This window comes from Streptomyces sp. CRN 30, from assembly GCF_034105845.1.
Map to the genome: position 1 here is coordinate 23,104 of NZ_JAVRHI010000266.1, position 16,423 is coordinate 39,526.

Genomic DNA, 16,423 nt, shown 5'->3' on the forward strand with positions numbered 1-16,423 from the left:
CGCTCCCGGGCCCGGCCGCGCGTCGGTACGGGTAGGCCGCCCGGCAACGGGGCCATGGGGCGGCCGGAGGTCCCGTACGGCGCCCGCCGGACGTGCCCGCAGGCGGGCGCCGTACCATTCCTGAAGTTGAAAGCAGGACAGCCTGCTCATGAACGGACCCGTTGTGCACGAACCCTCCACTCCCGCCTCCTGGCGCGTCGCGCTGCCGCACACCGCCGCGGCCGTGCCGGTCGCCCGTGCGCTGGTCCGCAGGGCGCTGGCCGAGCAGGAGCACACCGCCGACTGCGACACGGCGGAGCTGCTCACCGCCGAGCTGGTCGCCAACGCCGTCGAGCACACGACGGGCCGGACACCGATCGAACTGGTCGTGGAGCTGCTGCCGACCGGCTGCCGGGTCGAGGTGCACGACCCGGACCCGGACCCGCCCGGCGACCTCGTACGGCCGGTGGTGGAGCAGCCCGATCCCTGGCAGGAGCACGGGCGCGGGCTGCTGCTCATCCGCGCCCTCAGCTCCTCGTGCGGCCACCGGCCCACCGCGTCCGGCAAGGCGGTGTGGTTCCGGCTGCCGGTGGCGCCCGTGACGCCGGTACGGCAGCGGCCGGGCCGGTCGCCCTCGGGCCGCTAGCGGCCCAGCGTCGCCACCATGACCGCCTTGATCGTGTGCAGGCGGTTCTCCGCCTCGTCGAAGACCACGGAGTGCGGCGACTCGAAGACCTCGTCGGTGACCTCCAGGGAGTCCAGGCCGTACGTGGCGTGGATCTCGCGGCCCACCTTGGTGCCGAGGTCGTGGAAGGCCGGCAGGCAGTGCAGGAACCTCACGTCCGGGTTGCCGGTGGCCCGCAGGACGTCCATGGTCACCGCGTACGGGGACAGGGCGGCGATCCGCTCGGCCCAGACCTCCTTGGGCTCCCCCATGGAGACCCAGACGTCGGTGGCGACGAAGTCCGCTCCCCCGACCCCCTCGGTGACGTCCTCGGTCAAGGTGACGCGGGCGCCGCTGGTCTCGGCGAGCTTGCGGGCGTGGGCGACGATCTCCTCGGCGGGCCAGTAGGCCTCCGGGGCGACGATCCGGACGTCCATGCCCAGGAGGGCGCCGGTGACCAGGTAGGAGTTGCCCATGTTGAAGCGCGCGTCACCGAGGTAGGCGAAGGCGGTCTCCGTCAGCGGCTTGGCGCAGTGCTCGGTCATGGTAAGCACGTCGGCGAGCATCTGGGTGGGGTGCCAGTCGTCGGTCAGGCCGTTGTAGACGGGCACGCCCGCGTGGGCGGCCAGCTCCTCGATGCCCGCCTGGCTGTCCCCGCGGTACTCGATGGCGTCGAACATCCGGCCGAGCACCCGCGCGGTGTCCTTCACGGACTCCTTGTGGCCGATCTGCGAGCCGGACGGGTCCAGGTAGGTCGTCGAGGCACCCTGGTCGGCGGCGGCGACCTCGAAGGCGCAGCGCGTACGGGTGGAGGTCTTCTCGAAGATCAGCGCGATGTTCCGGCCACTGAGGTACCGCGTCTCGGTCCCGGCCTTCTTGGCGGCCTTGAGCTCGGCGGCCAGCTCGAGCAGACCGCGGAACTCCTCCCCGGTGAAGTCGAGCTCCTTGAGGAAGTGGCGGCCTGCGAGGGCGGTCGGGACTGTCGCCATGGGGGCGCTCCTGGTTGACGGGGTTGACGGGAGGGGGAATGGAACTGATCAGCGAACTGGAAGTCTATACGATCAGCGACATTTCTATGCAATACCCGTCGCCCCCCAGGATCTCCTCAGTGCACGGCGTCCCGCTGCACCGGACAGCTCATGCACCGCGGCCCGCCCCGGCCCCGGCCCAGCTCGCTCCCCGGGATCTCGATCACCTCGATGCCCTGCTTGCGCAGATGGGTGTTGGTGGTGGAGTTGCGCTCGTAGGCGATCACGACGCCCGGTTCCACCGCGAGGACGTTGCAGCCGTCGTCCCACTGCTCCCGCTCGGCCGCGTGCACGTCCTGGGTGGCGGTCAGCACCCGGATCTCGTTGAGCCCGAGCGCGGCGGCGATCGCGCGGTGCATGTGCTCCGGCGGATGGTCGGTGACCTTCAGCTCCTGGTCCCCGGCGCCCGGCTCGATGGTGTACGAGCGGAGCATGCCGAGCCCCGCGTACTGGGTGAACGTGTCCCCGTCGATCATCGTCATCACCGTGTCCAGGTGCATGAACGCGCGCCGCTTCGGCATGTCCAGCGCCACGATGGTGCGCGCCGAGCCCTCCGCGAACAGCTTGTGCGCGAGCATCTCGACCGCCTGCGGCGTGGTGCGCTCGCTCATCCCGATGAGCACGGCGCCGTTGCCGATGACCAGCACGTCCCCGCCCTCGATGGTGGACGGGTAGTCGGCCAGGCCCTCCGACCAGACGTGGAAGGACTCGTCCCGGAAGAGCGGGTGGTGCCGGTAGATCGCCTCGAAGTGGACGGTCTCGCGCTGCCGCGCCGGCCAGCGCATGGCGTTGATGGAGACCCCGTCGTATATCCAGGCGGAGGTGTCGCGGGTGAAGAGGTGGTTGGGCAGCGGCCCGAGCAGGAAGTCGTCGAGGTCCATGACGTGGAAGCGCACGGAGGTCGGCTCGGCGTGCGCCTCCAGGAACTCCCGCTTGGTCATCCCGCCGACGAGGGCCTCGGCGAGCTCACCCGTGGGCAGCGCCTCGAACGCCGCCCGGAGGTGGTCCGTGGCGAGCGGACCGTACTCCTTCTCGTCGAAGACCTTGTCCAGGATCAGCTTCTTGGCCGCCGGGATCCTGAGGACGTCGGTGAGCAGGTCGCCGAAGAGGTGGACGATCACCCCGCGGTCGCGCAGGGCGTCCGCGAACCCGTCGTGCTCCAGACGCGCCCGGCGCACCCACAGCACGTCGTCGAAGAGCAGGGCGTGCTTGTTGCTGGGGGTGAGCCGCTTCAGCTCCAGATCCGGCCGGTGCAGGATGACCCGGCGCAGCCGCCCGGCCTCGGAGTCGACGTGGAATGCCATGTCTCCATCCTGACCGTTCGGGCGCGTTTCACCCCTCGGCAGCCCTGATCGGCACAGGTGGGCGAGGGTCTCGTGCGTCACACCGGGGCCCTCGCCCCCTCCGCCCCGGAGCCTTACAGCCGCGGGTCCACCGGCTCCGACTCCAGCGCCAGCACCCCGAACACCGCCTCGTGCACCCGCCACAGCGGCTCGCCCTCGGCCAGCCGGTCGAGCGCCTCCAGGCCCAGGGCGTACTCCCTGAGGGCGAGCGACCGCTTGTGGTTCAGGAAGCGGCCGCGCAGCCTGGCCAGGTTGTCCGGGCGGGTGTACTCCGGGCCGTAGATGATCCGCAGGTACTCCCGGCCGCGGCACTTGATGCCGGGCTGGACCAGACGGCCCTTACCTCCCCCGCTCTCGGCTTCGCTCGAGCGGGGGGACCCCCACCGCACCACCGCCCCGACCGGCTTGACCACCATGCCCTCGCCGCCGCGGCCGGTCATCTCCAGCCACCAGTCGACGCCCGCCCGCACCGACTCCGCGTCCGCGGTGTCGACGTACAGCCGTCGCGTCGTCCGCAGCAGACCGGACCCGTCGTGCTCGACCATGCGGTCGATCAGGGCCAGCTGCTCGTCGTGCGGCAGTCCGGCCAGGCTGCGGCCCTGGACCGCGAGGATCTGGAAGGGGGCGAGCCGCACGCCCTCCAGCCCGTCCGTCGGCCAGCAGTACCGCCGGTACGCCGTCGTGAACGCCGCCGCGTCGGCCGCCCGCTCCCGCTGCCGCGCCAGCAGCCCGCCCACGTCCACGCCGCGCGCCGCCGCGCCCTCCAGCGCGGCCAGCGCGCCCGGGAACGCGGCGCCCGCGGCCGCGCCGACCGCCGCGTACTGCCTGCGCAGCAGCCCGGCGGCCTTCAGCGACCACGGCAGCAGCTCGGCGTCGAGCAGCAGCCAGTCGGTGCCGAGCCCGTCCCACAGCCCGGCGGCCGTCGCCGCCTCCCGCACCCGGCCGAGGACCTCCTCCGTGACGGTCGGGTCGTCGAAGAAGGGGCGGCCGGTACGGGTGTACAGCGCACCCGTCGGTCCGTTCGCCACACCCGCCGCACCCGACACACCGAAGCGCTCGCGCGCCACCTCCGCGTCCCGGCACACCAGTACCACCGCCCGCGAGCCCATGTGCTTCTCCTCGCACACGACCCGCTCGACCCCGTCCTGCCGGTACTGCTCGAACGCCTCGGCCGGGTGCTCCAGGTAGCCGTCCACTTTCGAGGTCGCGGTCGGCGCCATGGTCGGCGGGAGGTACGGCAGCAGCCGCGGGTCCACCGCGAAACGGCTCATGACCTCCAGGGCCGCCGCCGCGTTCTCCTCCCGGACCGCGATCCGCCCGGAGTGCCGGGTCTCGATCGTCCGGCGGCCGTGCACGTCGGCGAGGTCCAGCGGGCGTCCCTCGTGGCCGCCGGGTGCCTCCGTCGCGAGCGGCCTGGCCGGCTCGTACCAGACGCGCTCCGCCGGTACGTCGACGAGCTCGCGCTCCGGCCAGCGCAGCGCGGTGAGCCTGCCGCCGAACACGGCCCCGGTGTCCAGGCAGATGGTGTTGTTGAGCCAGGTGGCCGTGGGGACGGGGGTGTGGCCGTAGACCACGGCCGCGCGGCCCCGGTAGTCCTCCGCCCACGGGTAGCGCACCGGCAGGCCGAACTCGTCCGTCTCCCCGGTCGTGTCGCCGTACAGCGCGTGCGAGCGCACCCGGCCCGAGGTGCGGCCGTGGTACTTCTCCGGCAGGCCCGCGTGGCACACCACCAGCCGGCCGCCGTCGAGGACGTAGTGGCTGACCAGCCCATCCACGAACGCGCGCACCCGCGCGCGGAACTCCTCGCTCTCCCCCTCCAGCTGCTCGACGGTCTCGGCGAGACCGTGCGTGAGCTGGACCTTGCGGCCCTTCAGCCAGCGGCCCAGCTTGTTCTCGTGGTTGCCGGGCACGCAGAGGGCACTGCCCGCAGCCACCATGGACATGACACGACGCAGCACGCCCGGGGTGTCGGGGCCCCGGTCGACGAGGTCGCCGACGAAGACGGCCGTACGGCCCTCGGGGTGCACGCCGTCGACGTACCCGAGCTTGCCGAGCAGGGTCTCCAGCTCGGCCGAGCAGCCGTGGATGTCGCCGACGATGTCGAAGGGGCCGGTGAGGTGGGTGAGGTCGTTGAAGCGCTTCTCGGTGACGACTCCCGCCGCCTCGACCTCCTCCGCGCCGCGCAGCACGTGCACCTTGCGGAAGCCCTCGCGCTCCAGGTGCCTGAGCGAACGGCGCAGCTCACGCGTGTGCCGCTGGATGACGTGGCGCGGCATGTCGGCCCGGTCGGCGCGGCCGGCGTTGCGAGCCGCGCACACCTCCTCGGGCACGTCGAGCACGATCGCGATGGGCAGCACGTCGTACTGCCGGGCCAGGTCGATCAGCTGCTTGCGGGCGCCCTGCTGCACGCTGGTCGCGTCGACGACGGTCCGGCGGCCGGCCGCGAGCCGCTTGCCCGCTATGTAGTGCAGGACGTCGAAGGCGTCCCCGCTGGCGCTCTGGTCGTTCTCGTCGTCGGCGACGAGCCCCCGGCAGAAGTCGGAGGAGATGACCTCGGTGGGCTTGAAGTGCCTGCGGGCGAAGGTGGACTTGCCGGAGCCGGAGGCGCCGACGAGCACGACGAGGGAGAGGTCGGTGACGGGCAGGAGGCGCCCCTGCACCGCCTCGGTACGGATGTCGGTCTCCGTCATGCCGCTGTCGCCTCCTTCTCGGTTCCGGTGGTGCCTCGCGTGGTGGTGAACACGGCCATCTGTGTGGGCGGTCCGACCTCGGGGTCGTCGGGGCCGACCGGCCGGAGCTCCACCGCGTAGCCGTGCCGCGTCGCGACCGCCTCCGCCCAGGCCCGGAACTCCTCGCGGGTCCACTCGAAGCGGTGGTCGCCGTGGCGGACGTGCCCGGCCGGGAGGGTCTCCCAGCGGACGTTGTACTCGACGTTCGGCGTGGTGACGAGCACGGTACGGGGGCGGGCCGAGCCGAACACCGCGTACTCGAGGGCGGGCAGCCGCTCCTCGTCGAGGTGCTCGATCACCTCGCTGAGCACCGCGGCGTCGTACCCCTTGAGGCGGCTGTCGGTGTACGTGAGTGAGCCCTGGAACAGGCTGACCCGCGAGGACTGCCGCTCCCCCATGCGCTCGATCCGCAGCCGGCGCGCGGCGACGGTCAGCGCGCGCACCGACACGTCGACGCCGACGATCTCGGTGAAGCGCGGTTCCTTCAGCAGGGCCCGCACCAGCTGGCCCTGCCCGCAGCCGAGGTCGAGCACCCGCCCGGCGCCGGCCTCCCGCAACGCCCCGAGGATCGCCTCCCGGCGCTGCACGGCGAGCGGCGTGGGTTTCTCGTCGGCCTCCGTCCCGCTCTCCTCGGCTACCGCGTCGTCGATTCTCTCCGTCACCGCGTTGTCGATCTCCTCGACCTCGCTGTCGTCCGCCTCGGCCAGCCGGACCAGCTCCAGCCGCTCCATCGCCCGGCGCGTCAGCGACCAGCGGCGCGACAGGTAACGACTGGTGATCAGCTTCTGCTCCGGGTGGGCGGGCAGCCAGCCCTCACCGGCCCGCAGCAGCTTGTCGACCTCGTCGTCCGACACCCAGTAGTGCTTGGCGTCGTCGAGGACCGGCAGCAGGACGTACAGGTGCCGCAGCGCCTCGGCCAGGGTCAGCGCCTCCGACTCCAGCACCAGCCGTACGTAACGGGAGTCGCCCCACTCGGGGAACTCGGTGTCCAGCGGCACCGCGTCGACGGTCACGGCCCAGCCGAGCGGTTCGAACAGCCCGCGCACCAGGTCGGGGCCGCCACGCGCGGGCAGCGCGGGTATCTCCACGCGCAACGGACGCGGCTCGCCCGGCAGTTCGGGGCGGGCCCGGCAGGTGCCCTTCAGCGCGCTGGAGAAGACCCCGCTCAGCGCGACGGCGAGCAGCGAGGAGGCCGCGTACGGGCGGTCGTTGACGTACTGCGCGAGCGCGGCGTCGGGGGCGCCGCCGCGCCCCTTGCCCTTGCCGCGCCGGACCAGCGCCACGGCATCGACCTCCAGCAGCAGCGCCGCCGTGCAGCGCTCGTCGCTCGCCTCGGGGTAGAGGACGTGCGCCGTGCCGTAGGAGGTGGGGAACGCCTGCGCGTTGTCGGGATGCTTGTGCAGCAGGTGACCGAGTTCGGTCGCGGGGCGTTCGGGGGTGCCGGTGGTGCCGATCGTCAGGAACATCCGGAGGACCTCTTCCGAGGGAGCTCTTGGGGTAGTCGTGTCCAGGGGGGTCGCCGTACGCACGAACGCCCCCAGGAGGTGATCCTGGGGGCGCGGCAGGACGACTCCGGTCACCCTCCCACAGGCCGCCCGACCGGCGCCTTTGTTTATTCGCGCGCGGTCACGCGGTCGCGCGGCCTGGTGGCCGAGTGGCCGAGTGGCCGAGTGGCCGGGTGCGCTGGGAGCAGGTGGCGGACCTACCGGAGCTGCGACTGCACCTGGGAGGAGATCAGCTCCAGGTGGTCCAGGTCGTCGAGGTCGAGGATCTGGAAGTAGATGCGCTGGGCGCCGATGCCGGCGTACTGGCCGATCTTGTCGACGACCTCGGCCGGGGAGCCGGCCAGGCCGTTGGCCTTCAGCTCGTCGACCTCGCGGCCGATCGCGGCGGCGCGGCGGGCCACCTCGGCGTCGTCCTTGCCCACGCAGGCGACGAGCGCGTTCGAGTACACCAGGTCGTCACCCTTGCGCCCGGCCTCCTCGGCGGCCGCGCGCACCCGCTGGAACTGCCGCTCGCTGTCCTCGATCGAGGCGAACGGGATGTTGAACTCGTCCGCGTAGCGCGCGGCGAGCGCCGGGGTGCGCTTGGCACCGTGGCCGCCGATCAGCACGGGCACCTTGGCCTGCGCGGGCTTGGGCAGCGCGGGCGAGTCGGTCAGCTGGTAGTGGGTGCCGTCGTGGCTGAAGGTCTGGCCGACCTCCGTCGCCCACAGGCCGGTCACGATGGCCAGCTGCTCCTCCAGGCGCCCGAACTTCTCCTTCGGGAACGGGATGCCGTACGCCTTGTGCTCCTCCTCGAACCAGCCCGCGCCCAGGCCCAGCTCCACGCGGCCGCCGGACATCTGGTCCACCTGCGCGACCTGGATGGCGAGGACGCCGGGCAGCCGGAAGGTACCGGCGGTCATCAGCGTGCCGAGCCGGATGCGCTTGGTCTCACGGGCGAGTCCGGCGAGGGTGATCCACGCGTCGGTGGGGCCGGGCAGGCCGTCCGCCGATCCCATGCGCAGGTAGTGGTCCGAGCGGAAGAAGGCGTCGAAGCCCAGGTCCTCGGTGGCCTTGGCGACGGTGAGGAGGGTCTCGTAGGTGGCGCCCTGCTGGGGTTCGGTGAAGATGCGAAGATCCATGCCCCCATCCTGCACGCTCGCGGACGGACCGACGTAACCGGTGTCACCAGGTCACCCCCACCCCGGTCGGGTGAAAACGCGTCAACCGGGGCCCTCGCCGAGTCCGGGGCCAGTGACCCGGCCGAACGGTCCTCGTTGGCGTGGGCGGAGCCGGACCGCCCGGCACCCGTCACCGGCGGCCGCTGCCGGGACGTTCGCCGACCGGCCCCGCTCCCGGGGCCGGGGGCCTCAGGAGGCCGTGATGTCCCAGGAAGCCGGAGCCACAGCCGGAGCCGCAGCCGTGCCGCAACAGACCGGTACCGCGCAGCCCAGAGGGCTGCTGCAGCAGATGGAGGAGCTGATGGCGGCCCTCAACGCCGACCTCACCCAGCTCGGCGCGGACCTCTCCACCTCCTCCGCCACCCGGCCCGCCCCGGCGGACACCCTGCCGAGGATGCCGGCAGGCACATCGGCGGACATCCTGGCGAACGGGAACGGCACCGGTACCGGCACCGATTGAGGACGTCCGGCCCCCTTCCCGTTCCCGTTCCCGTCCCCGCCATCAGGCACCGCGCCCGGCCGAGCAGCCGGGCGTTTTCTGTGGGGCGGGGCAGTATCGCGGGCCGGGCTGAGGGCTGCGCCCCGCCGGGAGTAGCGTCATGAGCATGGTTGACCTTCGTTCCGTGCTCCGGCTGGCGGCCTTCCCCGCGACCTCCGACGGGGGCGAGCCCACCGGGGGCAATCCCGCCGGCGTCGTCCTGGACGCGCGCGGCATGTCCGACGCCGAGATGCAGGCCGTCGCGGCGGAGGTGGGATACGCCGAGACCGCGTTCGTCGTAGGGCCCCCGGACGACGGCCGGCCCCGGCACGTGGGCATGCGGTACTTCTCGCCCACCGCCGAGGTCCCGTTCTGCGGGCACGCCACCGTGGCGACGGCCGTGGCGCTGGCCCGGCGGACCGAGGCCGACGCCTTCGTGTTCGAGACGCCCGCCGGGGACGTACGCATCGACCTCACCCGGACCGGCGGTGAGGTGGTCGCGTCGTTCACGAGCGTGCCGCCCCGGGTGGAACCGATCGGGACGGACGTCCTCGCACGGCTCCTGGACATCCTCGGGCTCACGTACGACGACTTCGATCCCGTCCACCCGCCCCGGCTGGCCTTCGCCGGCAACACCCACCCGGTCCTCGTCCTCGCCGACCAGGACACCTTCGACGGGTTCACCTTCGCTCCGGACGTCCTGCGCACGCTGATGGACGAGCAGCGGTGGATGGGCACGGTCACCGTGCTGAAGCCGCTCGGCGAGCAGGAGTTCGAGGCACGGAACCTCTTCCCGGTCGGCACGATCACCGAGGATCCGGCCACGGGGTCGGCGGCCGCGTCCGTCGGCGCCTACCTCCGCGACACCGGACTGCTGCCGGTGCCCGGCACCCTCACGATCCACCAGGGCCGGCACGTGGGACACCCCAGCCTGCTGCGCGTGGCCGTCCCGGCCGAGGGCGGCATCACGGTCTCCGGGACGGCCACCGTGATCACCGCCTAGGGCGCTTCTGACGGATTCCGTGGGAGGAGGAGCGGCGTTCGGTGCGTGCGCTGGGGTGCCCCCTCTGGGGGAGTGCGGCGCGGAGGGTCATGTGGCGGAGCCACCCGGCCCTTCGTGCCGTGCGGTGAGTGGGGGTCCCCCTGCTCGAAGAGCTTGGGGGAGCGTGCCGGGCGTCGCGACGCCGCGGAGATCCGTCAGAAGCGCCCTAGGGCCTGTTGCGTCACCCCGCCTCCCGCTCGGGCAGCGCCTGGTCCCTGGCCGCCAGGCGGCGCAGCATCTCCAGCACCCGGTCCCGCGCCTCGTCGGCCGCGTCGATGGCCTCCATGCACTGCCAGTAGGTCGCCTCGTCGGCCGCCGCGCAGGCCGTGCCGACGAGCGCTATGCCGACCTCGCCGAGGAGGCCGCCGAGGCAGAGCAGCGCCTGGCGGGCGTCCCCCAACTCGGTGAGCTGGGCGGCGCGCAGGTCGTCGACCGTCAGCGTCGGGGTGTCGAGGACCCCGCATCCTCTGCCCGACAACTCGGTCAGTCCGAGGGCCTCGCCCCGCAGTTCGGGAGGTCCCGACACCGCCAGGCGGCTGCCTATCGCCTGGGCCAGGGCCTGGGCCTGCCAGGCCTCCGTCATGACGTCGCGCTGTTCTCCGCTTCCCGCCAGGGCACGCCTGCTCGCCACGATGAGCCGCACCGCGTCCATGCGCTGTCCCCGTCTGTCCGACGCACTCTTCGCACGTCCGTCCGAACTCCGCTACCACTACCCAGAGTGAAGGCAGGTGGGACGAATAGCCAGGGGAAGACCGAAATCTGTGGACAACGAGTTGACCGTGGACAACTTCATGACTCCGTAGAGTGACGAACTGGAGGCGGGGCTCCTTCCGTTCGCTCACCGGAATTGACCATTCCGCTCTGGGCGCCCGCCGGGAACCTCCGCTCGTTACGGTCGATCTTGGCGTCCAGGGCCGCCAGCGCGTCGACGCCGAGCACCTCGCACAGCTGGAGCAAGTACGCCAGCACGTCGGCGACTTCGTCCCGTACGCGGTGGGCCGTCTCCCCGTCGTCCATCACGCGCGCCGACTCCTCCGGGGTCAGCCACTGGAAGATCTCGACGAGTTCGGACGCCTCGACGCTCAGCGCGGCGACGAGGTTCTTGGGGGTGTGGTACCGCTGCCAGTCGCGGGCCGCCGCGAAGTCCGCGAGCCGCCGCTGCAGGGCCGCCAGGTCCAGTTCAGTCACAGGTTCCACCACAGGGTTCATCACAGGTTCCGTCACGGGGTCCGTCACGGGGTCCGTCCGGGGTCCAGATGTACCACCCGGCCGGAGACGGCCCGTCCGGCGGCCCGTCAGCCGTCCAGGTCCACCACGGCCGCCCCCTGCACCCCACGCACCTCGGCGGCCGCGGCGACGTCGCTCACCGCCCCCACCAGCCGGATGTGCCCGCGCTCGCCCACCCGGGCCGCCAGCCGGACCAGTTCGCCGGTCTGCCGGGCGTCCAGGGCGCGGTCGAAACCGTCGGCCAGGACGGTCAGCCCCTGGAGGGCCGCGGGCACCTCGCCCACCGGGTCCACCTCCAGCACCCCGGGCCCGGTCATCAGCACCAGGGCGAGCGCCAGGTACCGCAGTTCGCCGTCGCCGAGCAGCGCCAGCGGGGTCCGCGTGCCGTCGCCCCGGTCCAGCAGCGCCCGTACCGTACCGTCGCCCAGTACCTCCGCCGACACGTCCGCCACCCGGCCCGCGCACCCGGCGTGCACCGCCTCCACGAGCCGCGCGTGCCGCCGGGCGCACTCCGTGCGCGTACGCAACAGCACCTCGGCGAGGTTGTCGCAGCCACGCAGCAGCCGGCCCGCGCGGAGCGGCACCGGGGCGCGCATCGTCCCAGGCCGCGGATCGCACGGGAAGACGGACCGCAGGGCGACCACCATCTGCTCGGCCGCGGCGAGCACCCGGCGCTGGCCGTCGGTCCGGCCCGCCACGCGCAGCGGCAGCAGGGCCGTACCGAGCAGGTCGTCGGGGAGGGGACCGCGGGTGACGGGCGACGATCCCGCGGTGTGCCAGGCCGCCTGGACGACGGGGCGGCCGGGGTCACGCAGGGCCGTCTCCAGCAGGATCCGTCCGCCCCCGGTCAGCCGCTCGCCGACGACGCGCAGGTCGGGCTCGGCCTGGACGGCCACGTCGAGCCGTACGGGACCCTCCGGGCCGTCGGCCGTACAGCCGATGCGGAAGCCGCGCCGCCGCTGGGCGTCGGGCCGGGCCCGTTCGGGCACGCACGCGGCCGGCTCCGGGAACACCTCGCGCAGCGCGGCCCCGCCGCCGAGCCGGGCCAGCGCCTCGACGGCCCGCAGCGCGGTGGACTTGCCGCTGCCGCTGCGTCCGGCGAGGAAGGTCAGCGGTCCCAATGGCAGGACCGCGCCGCGGTGCCCGGCGAAGGCGGACAGCCGCAGCTCGGTGAGGCCGGGCCGGTCGGGACGCGCCGCCCCGGCCGGTGCCACCGGGTCGGGTGCGGTTTCCGTACGGGGACGGGGCGTGGACGGGAAGGAGACGGGCGGCACGGAGGGGACGGGCGGCACGGAGGGGACGGGCGAGGCGGTCATGGGCGGACGGTAGGTGCCGGTCGGCCGGGCGAACCGTTCCACCCTCATGCCCTTCGCACGATCGAGGGACGGCCCAGGGCGGCGGGTAGGCGCGTGGCCCGGCGCCCCAAGGCCCCGGGCGTCAGGCCCCGTCGATCCACCGGCGCATCCGACACGCTCCACGCCGCGCACCTGCCCGCACACCGCTTCCGCGCACTGTCACGCCGTCACATCGTCATGCCGTCACACCAGGTCGCCACAGCCGTCACAGCCGTCACAGCCGTCACAGACCGGGAACCCCGGCCCCCTCCATCAGCCCCCGCACCTCGGTGCCGGGCGGAGTGAGCAGGAACACATTCCGGTCGACGCGATGCATCCCGCTGCCCAGTCCGAAGACGACGCCCGTACTGAAGTCCAGCACCCGTTTGGCGACCTCGCCCTCGGCACCCGTGAGATCCAGCAGCACCGGTATCCCGGCCATCAGGGTCTCGGCGACGTCGCGGGCGTCGGCGAACACGTTCACCCGCAGGACGACGAAACGGCGCCGCGACTCGGTCTCGGCGTCAGGGATCGAGCGGTGACCGACTGCGGACGGCCATGCGTCCCGGCCCCGCAGCGGCACGACCTGGGCGAGCCCTTCCCACTGTTCGTCGGTGACATCGTGGCTGTTCACCGGCCCTCCCCCTGGGTCGCACTGAAAGTCTGCACCAGCCAATTCTTACGCAAGGTCACCCGTTCGGCCGAACAACGACACGGACCGCTACGCCCCCATTCGGCACAACGGCCGGAACCCACCCCCGCGTGCGTGCAACCGGTAGCGGCCCGTCGGCCGGCCGGTCACAGCGCCACGAGGGTCGTATCGGTCACCCAGACAATGGTTCACACGGCGGTGCCGTCGGTGAGGTCCAGTTCGGCCGCCGCGTGCGGGATGATCTCCGCGATCAGGTCCGGTACCCGGCCGCAGGAGATCAACACGTGCGGCCGACGGCCGGACGAGGTGATCTCCCTCACCGTACCTGGCCCTGTGTTGCGTGGGTTCCCCCCGGGTCGCTTCCGCGCACGGGAGCCGGCACGGACACCGCTTCCGGGGACGATGGCCGCTTCAGGTGCGGTCGATGTGCACGTTGGTCGACTTCACGCGGGCGGTGGCCTGCATGCCGACCTCCAGACCCAGCTCCTCGACGGCCTCCCGGGTCAGCAGGGAGACCAGCCGGTGCGGGCCGGCCTGGATCTCGACCTGGGCGGCGACGTCGCCGAGCTTGATGGCCGTGACGATGCCGGGGAACGCGTTGCGGACCGAGGTGTACGGCTCCTCCTCGCCCGCACCGCCGGACCCGCCCTGCGCGAGCTCCACGGAGAAGGCCGCGAGGTCCCGTCCCGCGATGAGGCGGCGCCCGCCCTCGTCCCGGTGGGTCGCGATCCGCCCGGCGTCCGCCCAGCGTCGAGCGGTGTCCGGGCTGACGCCCAGCAAGCGCGCCGCCTGGCCGATTGTGTAGGACTGCATGTGCGGAAGAATAGAACGATGATCCCGGACCCACCGGATCGACCGGGCCGCCGACGATTGCGGTGGCGGTGGCGGTGGCGGTCGGACGTTGCTGCCTCCGGGGGAGGCGGTGCGACCGTGCGGCCGTGTGACACGACAGGACCGGCCGCTTCCAGGCAAGAGTGGGGGGTCGCATGCCGCTGGCCGCGTGCGACTTGCCGCACGCCACCTGTCACCGAGGCTGGGAGTACCCCATGAGCGTTCGCGTCGCCGTGATCTACTACAGCGCCACCGGCAACGTCCACCAGCTGGCCGAGGCCGTCGCGGCCGGCGCCGCCGCCCGCGACGCCGAGGTCCGGCTCCGCCGGGTGCCCGAACTGGCGCCCGACTCCGCCGTCGACGCCAACCCGGCCTGGCGCGCACACGTGGACGCCACCAAGGACCAGGTGCCCGAGGCCACCCTGGAGGACCTGGAGTGGGCGACCGCGTACGCCTTCGGCACCCCGACCCGGTTCGGCAACGTGAGCTCGCAGCTCAAGCAGTACATCGACCTCACCGGCGGTCTTTGGCAGGCGGGCGTGTTCGCCGGCAAGCCCGCGACGAGCTTCACCTCCGCCATGAACCGCCACGGCGGCCAGGAGTCCACGCTCCTGTCCCTGAACAACGTCTTCTACCACTGGGGCTGCGTCATCGTCCCGCCCGGCTACACCGACCCGCTCCTCTACGCGGCCGGCGGCAACCCGTACGGCACCAGCTGGCCCAGCGGCGGCGGAGAGGGCCCGGACGCCCCCACCCTGGAGGCGGCCCGCTACCAGGGGCGCCACCTGGCGGACATCGCGGAGCGGTTGCGGCAGGGCTGAGGCGCGCCGTGCCGTGGGAAGGCCTCGTTCAACGTCCCGACGACACAGGGTGGTCGACCTGGCTCATGTACTCGAGTGGCGGAGCCGCCCGGTCCCATCAGCATGCGCGCCTACTCACAGGTACGTGCCGATGAGCGCCGGCAGTTGCGTCGTCTCAATTCGTCCGGGCGCCGTCACCATCACCGTCGTCCGTACTCGCCGTCCCCCGCATGATGTGGCCGACGGCAGGAGCCAGCGCACCGGTCGCGACCGTCCACAGCCGCCAGGCACCGTCATCCTGCACCAGCAGCAGGGCGGCCAGGCAGCCGAGCGCCAGTAGCCATCCCACGACCACCGGCACGGACGCGGTCGCCAGCCAGCCCGCCCCGAGGTCCAGCGTCCGCGCCTCACGCTCCGGATCCGGACGGGCCGGAACCGTGCGCCTCGCGTCCATGACCTGCTCGCCCACCTTGGATCGCGTCGTTGATGTCCTCGATATCGTCGGCCGCCCCCTCCGGGCCCTTCGCCGCCTGCTCGAAGAGCGGCACGGTCTCGTCGACCACCGCACCCGTCTTCTCCCAGTGCACACGGAAGGCCTCGGCGCCCTCACCCCGAAGTCCCGAGCCGATGCTCCGAGCGAGCCAGCCGTCTCCGCGGCCAGTTCGGTAGAGGCCGACGTGACTTCTTCGGACTCGGTCAAGAACCCGAATCCGTCGTTGATCTGCTCCGCCCCCGTCTTGCCCCCGAAGCTCTTGACCGCACTGGTCAAGTCGTACGCTCGCGTATCGAACGCATGCGCCAATTTCGCCAGTTCTTGCGTGTCGACGAAGAAGTCGTCGGACATGCGTCGCTCTGCGCCCCGTCCCGCTGATCCTCATAACGGGAGAGCGCACTCCCGCGCGCGGGGAGACTACCTTCGACGCCGCCGCACAAGGGGTCGGGCCAGATTCCTGAGACCACTCCTGCACAGCGCATTCGAAAGACGAGCCGGGCGGTCGCTCACCCCTTCAGCGCGTCGACCGCGTCCTCGGTGCTCGCGTACAACGTGAACACCTGGTCCAGCCCCACCACCCGGAACACCCTGTCCATCGCGGGACCCAGCCCCGCGACCGAGAAGGACGAGCCCGCGGACTCGGCGCGCTGGAACGCGGTGATGATGACGGTCAGGCCCGTGGAGTCGCAGTACTCCAGGCCCGACAGGTCGAAGACGAAGTCCGTGTCCGGACCGAAGGGGACCTCTCCGACGGCCTGGGTGAGGCTGGGGGCGGTGTAGTGGTCCAGCTCCCCGGCCACGTGCAGCACGACGGGCCCCGCGGGGTGGTGCTGTCGGGTGATGGCCAGAGTGCCCTCTATGTCGGTCACCGTGTCTCCTGTGCTGCGGGTGTGCGGCGTGTGTGCTGTTGGTGTGGTCCAGTACGAAGCAGAACATGCCGGGCACCGCGCCCGCCATCTCGGTCCGCCGCCCCTGTCCCACGGCCCCCGTCCCACGGCCCCGGACGTGGGCTCCGGGCGAGGTCCCCGGACCACGGTTTCGCGTGCCGCACGACTGCCTCACCGTGCGACCCTGTCCTCATGCCCTGCCTGCAGGGTTCCCCGGTGATTGGCTTATCCTACGAAGTCGCAACAGCTCGCATAGAGCAGCACCGGGACT

Annotated in this window: 18 protein-coding genes; 4 read left to right on the top strand and 14 right to left on the bottom strand. The window is 72.4% G+C overall.

Annotated features, from left to right (window positions below):
* Nucleotides 1-148 precede the first annotated feature (148 nt).
* On the top strand, nt 149-625 hold the full coding sequence (locus UW392_RS28240) for an ATP-binding protein (RefSeq protein WP_320777946.1): 477 nt from the start codon (nt 149-151) through the stop codon (nt 623-625).
* Here UW392_RS28240 and argF read toward each other — a convergent pair.
* From argF to UW392_RS28265, 5 genes are all read right to left on the bottom strand, one after another.
* Nucleotides 622-1,632, bottom strand: coding sequence for an ornithine carbamoyltransferase (argF, locus tag UW392_RS28245; protein WP_320777947.1), 1,011 nt, complete (start codon nt 1,630-1,632; stop codon nt 622-624). The genes UW392_RS28240 and argF overlap by 4 nt on opposite strands.
* A gap of 116 nt (nt 1,633-1,748) precedes the next feature.
* Complete coding sequence (locus tag UW392_RS28250; protein WP_320777948.1) at nt 1,749-2,975, bottom strand: arginine deiminase; 1,227 nt, start codon at nt 2,973-2,975, stop codon at nt 1,749-1,751.
* Nucleotides 2,976-3,088: 113 nt separating this feature from the next.
* Nucleotides 3,089-5,704: a polynucleotide kinase-phosphatase gene (locus UW392_RS28255; RefSeq protein ID WP_320777949.1), complete on the bottom strand. Its 2,616-nt coding sequence runs from the start codon at nt 5,702-5,704 to the stop codon at nt 3,089-3,091.
* Nucleotides 5,701-7,209 carry a 3' terminal RNA ribose 2'-O-methyltransferase Hen1 gene (locus UW392_RS28260; RefSeq protein WP_320777950.1) on the bottom strand — a complete coding sequence of 503 codons (1,509 nt, stop codon included), beginning with the start codon at nt 7,207-7,209 and terminating at the stop codon, nt 5,701-5,703. Before UW392_RS28260 ends, UW392_RS28255 begins: the two co-directional genes overlap by 4 nt.
* 236 nt (nt 7,210-7,445) lie before the next feature.
* A complete protein-coding gene (locus UW392_RS28265; RefSeq protein ID WP_320777951.1) occupies nt 7,446-8,369 on the bottom strand; it encodes an LLM class F420-dependent oxidoreductase in 924 nt (307 codons plus the stop codon).
* 241 nt (nt 8,370-8,610) lie between these two features.
* Between UW392_RS28265 and UW392_RS28270 the strand changes: the two genes are divergently transcribed.
* Nucleotides 8,611-8,868, top strand: coding sequence for a hypothetical protein (locus UW392_RS28270; protein WP_320777984.1), 258 nt, complete (start codon nt 8,611-8,613; stop codon nt 8,866-8,868).
* 145 nt (nt 8,869-9,013) lie between these two features.
* Entirely contained in the window at nt 9,014-9,889 is an 876-nt protein-coding gene (locus tag UW392_RS28275; RefSeq protein WP_320777952.1) for a PhzF family phenazine biosynthesis protein, read from the top strand.
* A 220-nt stretch (nt 9,890-10,109) separates the two neighbouring features.
* On the opposite strand, the gene UW392_RS28280 is transcribed toward UW392_RS28275, so the two are convergent.
* The 6 genes from UW392_RS28280 to UW392_RS28305 form a co-directional block, all read right to left on the bottom strand.
* Nucleotides 10,110-10,580, bottom strand: coding sequence for a DUF6099 family protein (locus tag UW392_RS28280; RefSeq protein ID WP_320777953.1), 471 nt, complete (start codon nt 10,578-10,580; stop codon nt 10,110-10,112).
* Between the two features lie 137 nt (nt 10,581-10,717).
* A complete protein-coding gene (locus UW392_RS28285; RefSeq protein ID WP_320777954.1) occupies nt 10,718-11,116 on the bottom strand; it encodes a nucleotide pyrophosphohydrolase in 399 nt (132 codons plus the stop codon).
* 107 nt (nt 11,117-11,223) lie between these two features.
* The gene (locus UW392_RS28290; protein ID WP_320777955.1) at nt 11,224-12,471 is read right to left on the bottom strand and encodes an ATP-binding protein; all 1,248 of its coding nucleotides are present in this window, start codon (nt 12,469-12,471) and stop codon (nt 11,224-11,226) included.
* A gap of 262 nt (nt 12,472-12,733) precedes the next feature.
* A complete protein-coding gene (locus UW392_RS28295) occupies nt 12,734-13,123 on the bottom strand; it encodes a cell division protein SepF (RefSeq protein WP_320777956.1) in 390 nt (129 codons plus the stop codon).
* A gap of 206 nt (nt 13,124-13,329) precedes the next feature.
* The gene (locus UW392_RS67070) at nt 13,330-13,545 is read right to left on the bottom strand and encodes a TOBE domain-containing protein (RefSeq protein ID WP_414496709.1); all 216 of its coding nucleotides are present in this window, start codon (nt 13,543-13,545) and stop codon (nt 13,330-13,332) included.
* A 7-nt stretch (nt 13,546-13,552) separates the two neighbouring features.
* Complete coding sequence (locus UW392_RS28305) at nt 13,553-13,954, bottom strand: helix-turn-helix transcriptional regulator (protein ID WP_320777958.1); 402 nt, start codon at nt 13,952-13,954, stop codon at nt 13,553-13,555.
* Nucleotides 13,955-14,187: 233 nt separating this feature from the next.
* On the opposite strand from UW392_RS28305, the gene wrbA reads away from it, so the two are divergent.
* Nucleotides 14,188-14,793, top strand: coding sequence for an NAD(P)H:quinone oxidoreductase (wrbA, locus tag UW392_RS28310; protein ID WP_320777959.1), 606 nt, complete (start codon nt 14,188-14,190; stop codon nt 14,791-14,793).
* A 154-nt stretch (nt 14,794-14,947) separates the two neighbouring features.
* On the opposite strand, the gene UW392_RS28315 is transcribed toward wrbA, so the two are convergent.
* The 3 genes from UW392_RS28315 to UW392_RS28325 all read right to left on the bottom strand — a co-directional run bounded on the left by UW392_RS28315 (nt 14,948) and on the right by UW392_RS28325 (nt 16,134).
* Nucleotides 14,948-15,226, bottom strand: coding sequence for a hypothetical protein (locus UW392_RS28315; protein ID WP_320777960.1), 279 nt, complete (start codon nt 15,224-15,226; stop codon nt 14,948-14,950).
* Entirely contained in the window at nt 15,180-15,359 is a 180-nt protein-coding gene (locus UW392_RS28320) for a hypothetical protein (protein WP_320777961.1), read from the bottom strand. The genes UW392_RS28315 and UW392_RS28320 overlap by 47 nt, the downstream gene beginning before the upstream one ends.
* A 412-nt stretch (nt 15,360-15,771) precedes the next feature.
* Nucleotides 15,772-16,134: an STAS domain-containing protein gene (locus UW392_RS28325; RefSeq protein ID WP_320777962.1), complete on the bottom strand. Its 363-nt coding sequence runs from the start codon at nt 16,132-16,134 to the stop codon at nt 15,772-15,774.
* Nucleotides 16,135-16,423: the final 289 nt, after the last annotated feature.

What these genes read in the sequence shown, in the direction of transcription:
- UW392_RS28240 (WP_320777946.1), top strand. Translation starts at nt 149, where the DNA reads ATGAACGGACCCGTTGTGCACGAACCCTCCACTCCCGCCTCCTGGCGC.
- argF (WP_320777947.1), bottom strand. Translation starts at nt 1,632, where the DNA reads ATGGCGACAGTCCCGACCGCCCTCGCAGGCCGCCACTTCCTCAAGGAG.
- UW392_RS28250 (WP_320777948.1), bottom strand. Translation starts at nt 2,975, where the DNA reads ATGGCATTCCACGTCGACTCCGAGGCCGGGCGGCTGCGCCGGGTCATC.
- UW392_RS28255 (WP_320777949.1), bottom strand. Translation starts at nt 5,704, where the DNA reads ATGACGGAGACCGACATCCGTACCGAGGCGGTGCAGGGGCGCCTCCTG.
- UW392_RS28260 (WP_320777950.1), bottom strand. Translation starts at nt 7,209, where the DNA reads ATGTTCCTGACGATCGGCACCACCGGCACCCCCGAACGCCCCGCGACC.
- UW392_RS28265 (WP_320777951.1), bottom strand. Translation starts at nt 8,369, where the DNA reads ATGGATCTTCGCATCTTCACCGAACCCCAGCAGGGCGCCACCTACGAG.
- UW392_RS28270 (WP_320777984.1), top strand. Translation starts at nt 8,611, where the DNA reads ATGTCCCAGGAAGCCGGAGCCACAGCCGGAGCCGCAGCCGTGCCGCAA.
- UW392_RS28275 (WP_320777952.1), top strand. Translation starts at nt 9,014, where the DNA reads ATGGTTGACCTTCGTTCCGTGCTCCGGCTGGCGGCCTTCCCCGCGACC.
- UW392_RS28280 (WP_320777953.1), bottom strand. Translation starts at nt 10,580, where the DNA reads ATGGACGCGGTGCGGCTCATCGTGGCGAGCAGGCGTGCCCTGGCGGGA.
- UW392_RS28290 (WP_320777955.1), bottom strand. Translation starts at nt 12,471, where the DNA reads ATGACCGCCTCGCCCGTCCCCTCCGTGCCGCCCGTCCCCTCCGTGCCG.
- UW392_RS28305 (WP_320777958.1), bottom strand. Translation starts at nt 13,954, where the DNA reads ATGCAGTCCTACACAATCGGCCAGGCGGCGCGCTTGCTGGGCGTCAGC.
- wrbA (WP_320777959.1), top strand. Translation starts at nt 14,188, where the DNA reads ATGAGCGTTCGCGTCGCCGTGATCTACTACAGCGCCACCGGCAACGTC.
- UW392_RS28315 (WP_320777960.1), bottom strand. Translation starts at nt 15,226, where the DNA reads ATGGACGCGAGGCGCACGGTTCCGGCCCGTCCGGATCCGGAGCGTGAG.